The organism is Pseudorhodobacter turbinis (assembly GCF_005234135.1).
Classification (GTDB): Bacteria; Pseudomonadota; Alphaproteobacteria; order Rhodobacterales; family Rhodobacteraceae; genus Pseudorhodobacter; species Pseudorhodobacter turbinis.
Map to the genome: position 1 here is coordinate 1,156,855 of NZ_CP039964.1, position 13,852 is coordinate 1,170,706.

The 13,852-nt window shown below is 55.6% G+C and carries 14 protein-coding genes; all 14 read right to left on the reverse strand.

Going from position 1 to position 13,852, the window contains the following annotated elements; genetic code table 11:
• Positions 1 to 51: 51 nt before the first annotated feature.
• A complete protein-coding gene (rplP, locus tag EOK75_RS05500) occupies positions 52 to 465 on the reverse strand; it encodes a 50S ribosomal protein L16 (protein ID WP_137192963.1) in 414 nt (137 codons plus the stop codon).
• 12 nt (positions 466 to 477) lie between these two features.
• Positions 478 to 1,188: a 30S ribosomal protein S3 gene (rpsC, locus tag EOK75_RS05505; RefSeq protein WP_137192964.1), complete on the reverse strand. Its 711-nt coding sequence runs from the start codon at positions 1,186 to 1,188 to the stop codon at positions 478 to 480.
• On the reverse strand, positions 1,188 to 1,568 hold the full coding sequence (gene rplV, locus EOK75_RS05510; protein WP_137192965.1) for a 50S ribosomal protein L22: 381 nt from the start codon (positions 1,566 to 1,568) through the stop codon (positions 1,188 to 1,190). The genes rpsC and rplV overlap by 1 nt, the downstream gene beginning before the upstream one ends.
• A gap of 3 nt (positions 1,569 to 1,571) precedes the next feature.
• Positions 1,572 to 1,850, reverse strand: a complete 279-nt coding sequence (gene rpsS, locus EOK75_RS05515; RefSeq protein WP_050525456.1) for a 30S ribosomal protein S19 — start codon at positions 1,848 to 1,850, stop codon at positions 1,572 to 1,574.
• A gap of 3 nt (positions 1,851 to 1,853) precedes the next feature.
• Entirely contained in the window at positions 1,854 to 2,693 is an 840-nt protein-coding gene (rplB, locus tag EOK75_RS05520) for a 50S ribosomal protein L2 (protein ID WP_050525457.1), read from the reverse strand.
• A 168-nt stretch (positions 2,694 to 2,861) separates the two neighbouring features.
• Complete coding sequence (locus EOK75_RS05525) at positions 2,862 to 3,158, reverse strand: 50S ribosomal protein L23 (protein WP_137192966.1); 297 nt, start codon at positions 3,156 to 3,158, stop codon at positions 2,862 to 2,864.
• Entirely contained in the window at positions 3,155 to 3,775 is a 621-nt protein-coding gene (rplD, locus tag EOK75_RS05530; RefSeq protein ID WP_137192967.1) for a 50S ribosomal protein L4, read from the reverse strand. The genes EOK75_RS05525 and rplD overlap by 4 nt, the downstream gene beginning before the upstream one ends.
• The gene (gene rplC, locus EOK75_RS05535) at positions 3,765 to 4,607 is read right to left on the reverse strand and encodes a 50S ribosomal protein L3 (protein ID WP_137192968.1); all 843 of its coding nucleotides are present in this window, start codon (positions 4,605 to 4,607) and stop codon (positions 3,765 to 3,767) included. Before rplC ends, rplD begins: the two co-directional genes overlap by 11 nt.
• 11 nt (positions 4,608 to 4,618) lie before the next feature.
• Complete coding sequence (gene rpsJ, locus EOK75_RS05540) at positions 4,619 to 4,927, reverse strand: 30S ribosomal protein S10 (RefSeq protein ID WP_050525460.1); 309 nt, start codon at positions 4,925 to 4,927, stop codon at positions 4,619 to 4,621.
• Positions 4,928 to 5,003: 76 nt separating this feature from the next.
• The gene (gene tuf / locus EOK75_RS05545; RefSeq protein ID WP_137192969.1) at positions 5,004 to 6,179 is read right to left on the reverse strand and encodes an elongation factor Tu; all 1,176 of its coding nucleotides are present in this window, start codon (positions 6,177 to 6,179) and stop codon (positions 5,004 to 5,006) included.
• Between the two features lie 84 nt (positions 6,180 to 6,263).
• Positions 6,264 to 8,387: an elongation factor G gene (fusA, locus tag EOK75_RS05550; RefSeq protein ID WP_137192970.1), complete on the reverse strand. Its 2,124-nt coding sequence runs from the start codon at positions 8,385 to 8,387 to the stop codon at positions 6,264 to 6,266.
• An 11-nt stretch (positions 8,388 to 8,398) separates the two neighbouring features.
• Positions 8,399 to 8,869 carry a 30S ribosomal protein S7 gene (rpsG, locus tag EOK75_RS05555; protein ID WP_137192971.1) on the reverse strand — a complete coding sequence of 157 codons (471 nt, stop codon included), beginning with the start codon at positions 8,867 to 8,869 and terminating at the stop codon, positions 8,399 to 8,401.
• 11 nt (positions 8,870 to 8,880) lie between these two features.
• The gene (gene rpsL, locus EOK75_RS05560; RefSeq protein ID WP_050526162.1) at positions 8,881 to 9,252 is read right to left on the reverse strand and encodes a 30S ribosomal protein S12; all 372 of its coding nucleotides are present in this window, start codon (positions 9,250 to 9,252) and stop codon (positions 8,881 to 8,883) included.
• A gap of 362 nt (positions 9,253 to 9,614) precedes the next feature.
• On the reverse strand, positions 9,615 to 13,829 hold the full coding sequence (rpoC, locus tag EOK75_RS05565) for a DNA-directed RNA polymerase subunit beta' (RefSeq protein WP_137192972.1): 4,215 nt from the start codon (positions 13,827 to 13,829) through the stop codon (positions 9,615 to 9,617).
• Positions 13,830 to 13,852 lie beyond the last annotated feature (23 nt).

Consider the following 13,852-nt stretch of genomic DNA (forward strand, 5'->3'; position numbering starts at 1 on the left):
ATGGCGGGGTCTTTCAGTATCAAGTATCGGTTGGGAATTCCCCGCACGAATTTACCAGTCTTCGCGCTCAACAACACGCGTTTGAACTGGAAGTTTCATCGAGCCAAGGCGAAGCGCCTCACGGGCGATCACTTCGGAAACACCGTCGATTTCAAACATCACGCGACCAGGTTTAACCTTGGCTGCCCAATAATCGACAGAGCCTTTACCTTTACCCATCCGCACTTCGGTCGGCTTGGATGAAACTGGAACATCTGGAAAAATCCGGATCCAGACACGCCCTTGACGCTTCATGTGGCGGGTGATGGCACGACGTGCAGCTTCGATCTGGCGCGCTGTAACACGCTCCGGCTGGGTCGCTTTCAGCCCGTAAGTGCCGAAGTTCAGCAAAAAGCCGCCTTTGGCCTCGCCACTGATCTTGCCTTTGAACTGTTTGCGGAACTTGGTCCGTTTAGGTTGCAGCATCTCTTTGCTCCCTTACGTGCGTTCGCGGCGCGGTTGACGCGGAACAGCGCCTTCCTGTGCCTCGGCGTGACGACGATCATGTGCCTGCGGATCATGCTCAAGGATTTCGCCCTTAAAGATCCACACTTTCACGCCGATGATGCCATAGGCAGTCAGCGCTTCATGGTGTGCATAGTCGATATCAGCACGCAATGTGTGCAAAGGAACGCGGCCTTCACGGTACCATTCGGTACGCGCGATTTCAGCACCACCCAAACGGCCAGCCACGTTCACACGGATGCCCAAGGCTCCCATGCGCATCGCGTTCTGAACGCCACGCTTCATGGCACGACGGAAAGAAACCCGACGCTCCATTTGCTGTGCAATCGATTCTGCTACCAGCTTGGCATCCATCTCCGGCTTGCGGATCTCAACGATGTTGAGGTGCAGTTCGGAGTCGGTAAACGCTGTCAGCTTCTTGCGAAGCGTTTCGATGTCAGCGCCTTTTTTGCCGATGATGACGCCCGGACGCGCAGTGTGAATGGTCACACGGCACTTTTTGTGCGGACGCTCGATGATGACTTTGGACACGCCCGCCTGGACGCAATCCTTGTGGATGAATTCGCGCATGCGCAAATCTTCGAGCAGCAGGTCGCCATAGTCTTTCGACTCCGCGAACCAACGGCTGTCCCAGGTACGGTTAACCTGGAGGCGCATACCGATCGGATTGACCTTCTGACCCATTATGCGGACTCCCCTTTTTGACGTACCAAAATCGTCAGCTGGCTGAACGGCTTCATGATCTTGCCGAAACGGCCACGTGCCCGCGGACGGCCACGCTTCAACGTCAGATTCTTGCCGCAATAGGCTTCCGCAACGATCAACTCATCCACGTCAAGACCGTGGTTGTTTTCTGCGTTGGCAATAGCCGACTGCAAGCATTTCTTAACGTCCTGCGCGATACGCTTTTTGGAGAAAGTGAGGTCGGCCATAGCCTTATCAACTTTCTTACCGCGGATCAGACCGGCGACGAGGTTAAGCTTTTGCGGCGAGGTACGAAGCATTTTGGCAACTGCCATTGCTTCGTTGTCGGCCACGCGGCGCGCATTTTTTGCCTTGCCCATGACTTATTTCCTCTTAGCTTTTTTATCGGCGGCGTGACCATAATAGGTCCGTGTCGGCGAATACTCACCAAACTTCTGGCCGATCATTTCTTCACTCACGTTAACAGGAACGTGCTTTTTGCCATTATAAACGCCGAACGTCAGACCGACGAACTGCGGCAGAATGGTAGAACGACGCGACCAGATCTTGATCACTTCGTTTTTGCCACCTTCGCGCGACTTTTCGGCCTTTTTCAGGACGTAGCCATCAACGAAAGGGCCTTTCCAGATTGAACGTGCCATGGATTAACGGCCCTTCTTCTTGGCGTGACGCGACCGCACAATATACTTGTCGGTGGTCCGGTTCGAACGGGTACGGTTGCCCTTGGTGCCCTTGCCCCATGGTGTAACCGGGTGACGACCGCCAGATGTACGGCCTTCGCCGCCGCCATGAGGGTGATCGATCGGGTTCATTGCCACACCGCGAACGGTTGGGCGAACGCCCTTGTGACGCATACGGCCCGCTTTACCGAAGTTCTGGTTCGAGTGGTCAGCGTTCGACACGGCACCAACGGTGGCCATGCATTCCTGACGCACCATCCGCAATTCGCCCGAGGACAAACGGATCTGCGCGTAACCACCGTCACGACCTACGAACTGTGCGTAGGTGCCAGCAGCACGAGCAATCTGCCCGCCTTTGCCCGGCTTCATTTCGACGTTATGGACAATCGTACCGATAGGCATGCCGGAGAACGGCATCGCATTACCAGGCTTAACGTCCGTTTTCGCACCAGCGACGATGCTATCACCAACAGCAAGACGCTGCGGTGCGAGGATGTAGTTAAGTGTACCATCCTCATATTTCACCAAGGCGATGAAAGCCGTGCGGTTGGGGTCATATTCGATCCGCTCAACCACCGCAGCCATGTCGTGCTTGGTGCGCTTGAAATCCACGATACGGTAAAGGCGCTTTGCCCCACCGCCCTTGTGCCACATCGTAATACGTCCGGTGTTGTTCCGGCCACCTGTCTTGGTCAAACCCTGAGTTAGGGCTTTGACCGGGCGGCCTTTCCACAGCTCCGAACGGTCGATCAGAACCAACCCGCGTTGGCCAGGCGTCGTCGGTTTGTACGACTTGAGTGCCATGCTCTCTGTCTTCCGTCAGCTAGAGGGCCACAACGTGTGGCCGAGGTTATAGGGCTCCGTAGATCCCCGGGGGTCTTTACAGGGTAGGCATCGGTTGCCAAATCCCTGCATCGCGAAAAAACCCACGGCCCCGAGAAGTCCCGGGGCCGTGAGATTCGTTGCCTTCTATCAAAGCCCGGTAGAGACGTCGATAGTATTTCCCTCTTCGAGGGTCACATAGGCTTTTTTCTTGTCGGAACGAACGCCGGGGCGTCCTTTGAACCGCTTGACCTTACCTTTGGTGATGGTCGTATTCACGGCCTTCACCTTTACGCCAAAGACAGCCTCAACAGCTTCTTTGATCATCGGCTTGGTTGCATCCATCGCCACCTGAAAAACAACGGCATTGGCTTCAGAAGCCAAGGTTGCCTTTTCGGTGATGATCGGCTTGCGGATCACATCGTAATGGTTTGCTTTCACGCTCATTTCAAACGAGCCTCCAGTGCTTCGATCCCTGCTTTGGTGATCACCAACTGATCCCGCTTCAGGATATCATAGACGTTCGCACCCATGCTTGGCAGCACATCGATAGAATCGATGTTACGCGCCGCAAGGGCAAAGTTACCGTCAACTTCGGCACCGTCGATGATCAGCACGCGCTTCCAACCCAGTTCCTTCGCCATTTTGGCAAGGGAAGAGGTCTTGGCATCGGCCATCGTCGCCGCGTCCAGAATGATCAGCTCACCCGCTTTGGCCTTAGCCGACAGCGCGTGACGCAGACCAAGCGCACGGAACTTCTTTGGAAGCTCATGTGCGTGGCTACGCGGGGTTGGACCCTTGTAGACACCACCGTGACGGAAGATCGGCGCGCCTTTGTCACCGTGACGAGCGCCACCAGTGCCTTTTTGGCGATAGATCTTCTTGGTCGAGTAGCTTACGTCCGAACGACCCAGCGTGGAGTGTGTGCCAGCTTGGGCACGTGCCCGCTGCCAGCGCACCACACGGTGCAGGATGTCGGCGCGTGGCTCAAGGCCAAACAGTGCTTCATTCAGATCGATGGAACCGGCTTTGCCGCCGTCCAGCTTGATGACATCAGCCTTCATTTTTATCGCCTCCATCAGCCGGAGCATCCGTTGCTGCGGCTTCCGCTGCATCTTCGGCTGCTGCCGCTTCTGCTGCCAAAGCTGCCGCGCGGACTGCTTCTTCTTCCGCTGCTTCATTTGCCGCTGCTTCCGCTGCTTTCTTGGCAGCTTCACCAGCCGACCGCAAAGCTGCCGGCAAAATCACGTTCTCAGGCACGGCTTTCTTGACCGCATCCTTGACCGTAACCCAACCACCTTTGGAGCCGGGTACAGCGCCTTTGACCATGATCAAACCGCGCTCGCTGTCGGTTTTCATCACTTGCAGGTTCTGCGTGGTGATACGGGCAGCACCCATATGACCAGCCATCTTCTTACCTTTGAAGACCTTGCCCGGATCCTGACACTGGCCCGTGGAGCCGTGCGAACGGTGGCTGATCGACACACCGTGAGTAGCCCGAAGGCCCCCAAAGTTGTGACGCTTCATCGCACCCTGGAAACCTTTACCGATGGATGTACCGGCGACGTCCACATACTGACCTTCAAAGTAATGGTCAGCAGTGATCTCTTCACCAACATCAATCATGCAATCCGCTGTGACGCGGAATTCGGCAATCTTGCGCTTGGGCTGAACGTTCGCCTTCGCAAAATGGCCGCGCATCGCAGCAGTGGTCCGCTTGGCTTTGGCCAAACCAGCACCCAACTGAACGGCGGTATAACCGTCGCGATCAGCCGTACGCTGTGCCACAACCTGCAGGTTGTCGAGTTGAAGAACGGTTACAGGGATCTGTTTGCCGTCTTCGAGGAACAGCCGGGTCATGCCCAGCTTCTTTGCAATAACGCCAGAGCGCATAATCTGATGCCCCCTTATACTTTGATTTCGACGTCAACACCGGCAGCGAGGTCGAGCTTCATAAGCGCGTCCACGGTCTGGGGTGTTGGATCGACGATATCGAGAAGACGCTTGTGCGTACGGATTTCCCACTGGTCGCGCGACTTCTTGTCGATGTGCGGACCACGAAGAACCGTGAATTTCTCAATCTTGTTGGGCAGTGGAATCGGACCGCGCACGGTGGCGCCAGTACGCTTCGCTGTGTTTACGATTTCCTGTGTGGACGCATCCAACACCCGGTAATCGAAGGCACGCAGCCTGATACGGATCGTTTGACTTGACATAGTTTGTTGCCCTTTAGGCTTGGCGGGAAACCCGGCCCGTAGGTTTGCACCTGCGGGCCGGATCCCTCTGCCAGAATTAAGCGATAATTTTCGAAACGACGCCAGCGCCGACGGTACGGCCGCCTTCACGGATGGCGAAGCGCAGTTTTTCTTCCATGGCGATTGGGGCGATCAGTTCGACTTCGAACTTCAAGTTGTCGCCCGGCATAACCATTTCAGTGCCTTCCGGCAGGAACACAGTCCCGGTTACGTCCGTGGTACGGAAGTAAAACTGTGGACGGTAGTTCGCGAAGAACGGTGTGTGACGACCGCCTTCTTCTTTCGTCAGAATGTAGGCCTCAGCCTCAAACTTCGTGTGTGGCTTGACCGAACCAGGCTTACACAGAACCTGACCACGCTCGATGCCCTCACGGTCAACACCGCGCAGCAAGAGACCAACGTTATCGCCGGCTTCGCCTTGATCCAGCAACTTGCGGAACATTTCAACGCCGGTACAAACCGTCTTCTTCGTGTCACGAATACCAACGATTTCAATCTCTTCGCCGACTTTCACGATGCCACGCTCAATACGGCCCGTTGCAACAGTCCCACGACCAGAGATCGAGAACACGTCCTCGACAGGCATCAAGAACGGCTGGTCAACAGCACGTGCAGGAGTTGGGATATACTCATCCACAGCGGCCATCAGTGCCTTGATCGACTCTTCGCCGATTTCAGGACGCGTGCCGTTCATGGCGTGCAGAGCAGACCCACGGATGATCGGGATATCGTCGCCGGGGTAGTCATACGAAGACAGAAGCTCGCGGATTTCCATTTCCACCAGTTCCAGCAGCTCTTCGTCGTCAACCTGGTCAACCTTGTTCATGTAGACAACCATGTAAGGGATGCCAACCTGACGGCCAAGCAAGATGTGCTCACGTGTCTGCGGCATAGGGCCGTCAGCTGCGTTCACAACCAAAATCGCGCCATCCATCTGCGCAGCACCGGTGATCATGTTTTTCACATAGTCAGCGTGGCCGGGGCAGTCAACGTGGGCGTAGTGGCGTGCCTCGGATTCATACTCAACGTGCGCGGTCGAGATCGTGATCCCACGAGCCTTCTCTTCGGGCGCGCCGTCGATCTGATCATAGGCTTTGAAATCGCCAAAATATTTCGTGATCGCTGCCGTCAACGTCGTCTTGCCGTGGTCAACGTGACCAATCGTGCCGATGTTTACGTGCGGTTTGTTACGTTCAAACTTTGCCTTTGCCATTATGGCCTCCTGTCATTTCGGTTGTGGTGGGGACAAGCCCCAACCCTACGGGGTGGTAGGGCGGGGTAATCCCCGCCACACCGGTTAAGCGTATTTCTTCTGGATCTCGTCCGAGATGGCCTGTGGAACCGTATCGTAGTGGTCAAAGGTCATCGAGAACACAGCACGACCCGAAGTCATCGAGCGCAACGTGTTGATGTAGCCGAACATGTTGGCCAAAGGCACCATCGATGCGATCACGTTGGCGTTGCCGCGGCTGTCTTGCCCCGTAACCATACCCCGACGCGAGGTAAGGTCGCCGATGACGCCGCCGGTATATTCTTCCGGCGTTACAACTTCGACCTTCATGATCGGTTCCAACAGCTTGGCACCCGCTTTTTTCAAGCCTTCGCGCATCCCGGCACGTGCCGCGATTTCAAAAGCCAGAACCGAGGAGTCAACGTCATGGAAAGCACCGTCGATCAGTGCAATCTTGAAGTCAATAACCGGGAAGCCTGCCAATGGACCGGAGTCCATAACCGACTTGATGCCCTTTTCAACGCCAGGGATATATTCTTTAGGAATAGACCCACCAACGATCTTGGACTCAAACGAGTAACCTTCACCAGGCTCGGTTGGCATGATGATCATCTTGATACGCGCGAACTGACCGGTACCACCGGACTGCTTCTTGTGCGTGTAATCGATCTCAGCTTCACGAGAGATGGTTTCACGATAAGCCACCTGCGGCGCACCGATATTCGCCTCAACCTTGAATTCCCGCTTCATACGGTCAACCAAGATGTCGAGGTGAAGTTCGCCCATGCCCTTCATGATCGTCTGGCCCGACTCAAAATCGGTTTCCACACGGAAGGATGGATCTTCGGCAGCCAAACGCGCCAACGCGATACCCATTTTTTCCTGGTCAGCCTTGGTCTTCGGTTCGATCGCGATTTCGATAACCGGCTCGGGGAAGGTCATGGTTTCCAGAACGACCTGATTGTTCGGGTCGGACAGGGTATCACCAGTCGTCGTCTCTTTCAGACCGGCCAAAGCGATGATGTCGCCCGCATAGGCTTCTTCGATCTCTTCACGGTTGATCGAGTGCATCATCATCATACGACCGACGCGCTCTTTGCGGCCTTTCGTAGTGTTGACCATTTGGTCGCCTTTTTTCACAATGCCCGAATAGATCCGGGTAAATGTGAGCGAGCCAACAAAGGGGTCATTCATGATTTTGAATGCCAGAGCCGAGAAAGGCATGCCGTCATCTGCCGAGCGTGGCTGGTCACGTGTTTCCGTTTCGTCACCGGCCTTAAAGCCCATATAGGCAGGCACGTCGAGCGGTGAAGGCAGGAAGTCGATGACCGCATTCAACAATGGCTGAACGCCTTTGTTTTTGAACGCCGAACCAGCAGTTACCGGAACGAAGTCCAGCGCCAGAGTACCTTTACGGATCAGCGCGCGCAGGGTCGCATCGTCAGGCTCGTTGCCTTCCAGATACGCTTCCATTGCAGCGTCGTCCTGCTCCACAGCGATTTCAAGTAGGTTCATGCGCCATTCGGCTGCAACTTCCTTGAGCTCGTCACGGATAGGACCACGGGACCAGGAAGCGCCAACGTCTTCGCCGTTCCAGACCCATTCTTCCATCTTCAACAGATCGATGATGCCTTCCAGTTTGTCCTCGGCACCAATCGGCAAAGCGATTGGCAACGGGGTCGCACCGGTGCGGTCTTTGATCATCTTAACGCAGTTAAAGAAGTCAGCGCCGACTTTGTCCATCTTGTTGACAAAAACGATACGCGGAACCTTGTAGCGGTCAGCCTGACGCCAAACAGTTTCGGTCTGCGGCTCTACACCAGCGTTGGCATCAAGCAAGCAAATCGCACCATCCAGAACCGCCAACGAACGCTCAACTTCGATTGTGAAGTCAACGTGGCCGGGGGTGTCGATGATGTTGAAACGGTATTTCGTTTCATTAGTGCCATCAGTGGTCGGATCTTCCTGACGCTGCCACGAAGTTGTGGTCGCAGCGGAGGTAATTGTGATGCCGCGCTCTTGCTCTTGCTCCATCCAGTCCATGGTCGAGGCGCCATCATGCGTCTCACCCATTTTGTGGTTTTTGCCGGTATAGAACAAGATACGCTCGGTCGTCGTGGTTTTACCCGCGTCGATATGCGCCATGATCCCGATATTGCGGTAGTGGTCGATTGAAAAATCGCGAGCCATTCAGGATCCCCTTACCAACGATAATGGCTAAACGCTTTGTTTGCGTCGGCCATCTTGTGAGTGTCTTCCCGCTTTTTAACGGCGGTACCACGGTTGTTCACCGCATCCGAAAGCTCGGCTGCAAGGCGCTCTTCCATGGTGTTTTCGTTGCGCTTGCGGGCAGCGATGATCAGCCAGCGGATGGCCAAAGCTTCGCGGCGCTCAACGCGCACGTCAACAGGCACCTGATAGGTAGCACCACCAACGCGGCGCGACCGTACTTCGACGGATGGCTTCACGTTTTCCAGCGCTTCGTGGAAGCACTCGATCGGGGCGCGCTTCAGGCGCTCTTCAACGCGGCTCAGCGCGTTATAGACGATGGATTCGGCGACAGATTTCTTGCCGTCGATCATCAGGTTGTTCATGAACTTTGTCAGAACCTTATCGCCATATTTGGCGTCGGGTAGAATCTCGCGTTTTTCAGCGGCGTGACGACGTGACATATCTTATCCCCTCACTTCGGCCGCTTTGCGCCGTATTTCGAACGACGTTGACGACGATCTTTAACACCTTGGGTATCCAACACACCGCGCAGGATGTGGTAACGGACACCCGGAAGGTCTTTGATACGACCGCCGCGGATCAGGACAACGGAGTGTTCCTGAAGGTTGTGCTTTTCACCTGGAATGTAGCAAATAACTTCAAAGCTGTTGGTCAGACGCACTTTTGCGACTTTCCGCATAGCCGAGTTAGGCTTTTTCGGGGTGGTTGTGTAAACGCGCGTACAAACGCCACGTTTTTGAGGGCAGGATTCCAAGTGCATAGACTTGGACCGCTTTACGCGCGGTTCGCGCGGCTTGCGGATTAGCTGTTGGATCGTTGGCATTCACGTTCCTCGTGTTGCATCTGTCAATACTCGCACCGGTTCGTCGTTCCGGTACACTGCTTCTCGACGGCATCTTGTGCCTTCACAAAACACCAAAACCGCAGTCGCCATCCCTTTCGGGCGACGGTGCGGTGGAATTACAGAGGATCGGGGCAATCGTCGGCCCGGATCTTGACCACTTCAGTCTTTGAGACCATCGGACATGCCTTCGCACACTTCAGGTGATGCGGCTTGTAGGGGGAGTCGCGGAAGATGTCAACACTGGGCCGGTGTCACATCCGATGGTTGCACCACTTGCTGCCATCATAAAAAAGGCCCCCCGCAGCTTCCTGCGGGGGGCCATATTTTCAAGCTTGAAAAGCTTACTCTTCGCTGTTTACGACCGGTTCGGCCACAACAACTTCGGGCGCGGCCAGTGCGGCTGCCTGCTCGGCCTCGTCACGACGGACATCGACAACCTTCTGGTCACGCTCAGCGGCGATGCGCTTCACGCGGCTGGTTGCACCGCCCGTCCCTGCCGGGATCAAACGACCCACGATGACGTTTTCCTTCAGGCCGACAAGTTTGTCGCGCTTGCCCTGTACCGAAGCCTCGGTCAGAACCCGCGTGGTTTCCTGGAAGGACGCAGCCGAGATAAAGCTGCGCGTCTGCAAGGACGCCTTGGTGATCCCCAACAAGATCGGCTCTGCAATAGCAGGGCGAACACCCAGCTTATGCGCCTTGGCGTTGGCTTCATCCAACTCCGTCTTATCGACGTTTTCGCCTTTCAGAAGCGTGGTCTGGCCCGAGTCAAGAACCTCGAACTTTTGCAGCATCTGGCGAACGATCACCTCGATATGCTTGTCGTTGATCTTAACGCCTTGCAAACGATACACGTCCTGCACTTCGTCAATCATGTAGTTGGCCAAAGCTTCCACGCCAAGAATCCGCAAGATGTCGTGCGGGGCGGGGTTGCCGTCCATGATGTAATCGCCCTTCTGGACAAAGTCACCTTCCTGAACAGGAATGTGCTTGCCCTTCGGCACCATGTATTCCAACGGCTGCAAGCTGTCGTCCAGTGGCTCCAGCGTGATGCGGCGCTTGTTCTTATAGTCCTTGCCGAACCGCACATAACCATCAGATTCCGCGATGATCGCGTTATCTTTCGGACGACGGGCCTCGAACAATTCTGCCACACGAGGAAGACCCCCGGTGATGTCCTTGGTCTTGGCGCCTTCGCGCGGAATACGGGCAACAACGTCACCGGGCTTGATGTCTTGACCATCATCGACCGACAGAACCGCATCAACCGACATCGGATAGGAAATCGGATTGCCCGCATCGTTGCGCACAGGCTCACCGGCTTCATCCATGATGATAACTTCAGGCTTAAGTTCGTTGCCCTTCGGCGCCGACCGCCAGTCAGACACAATTTTCTGTGTCATGCCTGTTGCATCATCGGTATCCTCACGGACCGAGATGCCCGAGATCAGATCCACAAACCGCGCGACACCGGCTTTTTCAGCGATGATCGGCAGGGTGTAGGGGTCCCATTCGAACAGTTTGGCGCCACGTTTGACCATCTGGCCATCCTTGACGTGCACTTTGGCGCCGTAAGACACCTTATGCGCTGCCCGCTCTTGGCCGGCCTCGTCGATGATCGCGATCTGCATCGCACGACCCATGACAACCTGCTCGCCATTGACGTTTTCCAACAGGTTGGCATTGCGGAATTCCACCTTGCCTTCCTGGGAAGCTTCCAAGAACGACTGCTGGCCACCCTGCGCAATACCGCCGATGTGGAACGTCCGCATCGTCAGCTGTGTGCCGGGCTCACCGATCGACTGTGCGGCGATGATGCCGACAGCTTCGCCTTGGTTCACCAAAGTACCACGGGCCAAGTCACGGCCATAGCACTGGGCGCAAACGCCCTCTTCGGCTTCGCAGGTCAGCGGGCTGCGGATACGTGCCGAGGCAACGCTTGCCTGATCAATCAGATCAGCAGTACGTTCGTCGATCAACTCTCCACGGGCCACGATCACCTCATCCTGACCGGGAACGAGGATATCCTCGGCGGCCACACGACCCAGCAAGCGTTCTGCCAAGGAGGAAACAACCTCCCCGTCATTCACGGCAGCCGAAGCGGTGATGCTGTTTTCGGTGCCACAATCATGCGCCCGGATGATGCAATCTTGGGCAACATCCACCAAACGACGTGTCAGATAGCCCGAGTTCGCAGTCTTCAAAGCCGTATCCGCAAGACCCTTACGGGCACCGTGGGTGGAGTTAAAGTACTCCAACACGGTCAGACCTTCTTTAAAGTTCGAGATGATCGGCGTCTCGATGATTTCGCCGTTTGGCTTGGCCATCAAGCCGCGCATCCCGCCCAGCTGCTTCATCTGAGCAGGCGAACCACGCGCACCGGAGTGCGACATCATATAGACCGAGTTCGGCTCCTGCTCCACACCTTCGTCGGTGTAGCGAACAGCCGAGATCTCGGCCATCATCTCAGCAGCAACCTTGTCCGAACATTTCGACCAAGCATCGACAACTTTGTTATATTTCTCGCCCTGAGTGATCAGACCGTCCATATATTGCTGTTCGAATTCTTTAACCTGATCGCGGACTTCGTTCACGATGGGCCACTTGGTGTCAGGGATCAGCATGTCGTCTTTACCAAACGAAATACCGGCCTTGAACGCCTCGCGGAAGCCCATGGTCATGATCTGGTCACAGAAGATCACGGACTCTTTCTGCCCGCAATAACGGTAAACCGTATCAATAACGTTCTGGACGTCCTTCTTCCGCAGCAAACGGTTAACCAGATCAAACGGCGCTTTGGCATTCAGCGGCAGCATCGCACCAAGGCGCAAACGGCCCGGCGTGGTCTCATACCGCTTCCAAATCTCATTGCCCTCGTTGTCGATCTGTTTGATCCGGGCCTTGATGCTGGTGTGCAAGTGGACAGCACCCGCTTGCAACGCGTGCTCTACCTCGGTGACGTCAGCAAAGGCCATGCCTTCGCCAATCATGCCCTTACGTTCCATGGTCGTATAGTACAGACCCAAGATCATATCCTGCGATGGCACGATAATTGGCGCACCGTTTGCAGGCGAAAGCACGTTGTTCGTCGACATCATCAGAACGCGGGCTTCAAGCTGCGCTTCTAGCGACAGCGGCACGTGGACCGCCATCTGGTCACCGTCAAAGTCAGCGTTAAAGGCAGAACAAACCAGCGGGTGCAGCTGAATAGCCTTACCTTCGATCAGGATCGGTTCAAACGCCTGGATGCCCAAACGGTGCAAGGTTGGCGCGCGGTTCAACAGAACCGGATGCTCGCGGATCACCTCATCCAGAATATCCCAAACTTCGGGACGCTCTTTTTCGACCAGCTTCTTCGCCTGCTTGACGGTCGAGGAAAGACCCTTCGCCTCAAGACGCGAATAGATGAACGGCTTGAACAGCTCCAAGGCCATCTTTTTCGGCAAGCCGCATTGATGCAGCTTCAATTCCGGGCCGGTCACAATGACCGAACGCCCCGAGAAGTCGACGCGTTTCCCCAAAAGGTTCTGACGGAAGCGACCCTGCTTACCCTTCAGCATGTCCGAAAGCGATTTCAGTGGGCGCTTGTTGGTGCCCGTGATCACACGACCGCGACGACCGTTGTCAAACAGCGCATCGACCGATTCCTGCAACATCCGCTTTTCGTTACGCACAATGATATCGGGCGCACGCAGCTCGATCAGACGCTTGAGGCGGTTGTTCCGGTTGATAACCCGACGATACAGATCGTTAAGGTCGGAGGTCGCAAAGCGGCCACCATCCAGCGGCACCAGCGGGCGCAGCTCTGGCGGGATCACCGGCAGAACGGTCAAGATCATCCATTCGGGACGGTTGCCCGACTCGAGGAAAGATTCCACAATCTTCAAACGCTTGATGATCTTTTTCGGCTTCAATTCGCCAGTGGCTTCTTTCAACTCTTCGCGCAGCTGTTCAGCCGTCGCTTCCAAGTCGATCGCGGCCAGCATCTCGCGGATGGCCTCGGCACCGATATTGGCGGTAAAGGCGTCGGCACCGTAAAGATCTTGCGCGTCAAGATACTCTTCCTCGGACATCAACTGACCATAGGTAAGGTCGGTCAAGCCGGGCTCGATCACCACATAGTTTTCGAAATACAAGATGCGCTCAAGATCGCGCAGCGTTGTATCCAGCATCAACCCGATGCGCGATGGCAACGACTTGAGGAACCAGATGTGGGCAACGGGTGCTGCCAATTCGATATGGCCCATCCGCTCACGGCGGACCTTTTGCAGCGTAACTTCCACACCGCATTTCTCGCAGACAACGCCGCGATATTTCATGCGCTTATATTTGCCGCACAGGCATTCGTAATCTTTGATCGGGCCAAAGATACGCGCGCAGAACAAGCCGTCACGCTCTGGCTTGAACGTACGGTAGTTGATGGTTTCCGGTTTCTTGATCTCACCGTAAGACCACGACAAGATCCGCTCTGGCGAGGCCAGAGAGACCTTGATCTCGTCAAACGTCTTGACCGGGGCTACCGGGTTGAACGGGTTAGTCGAAAGTTCCTGGTTCATGTCTCAATCCTTGAAAAGGGGCG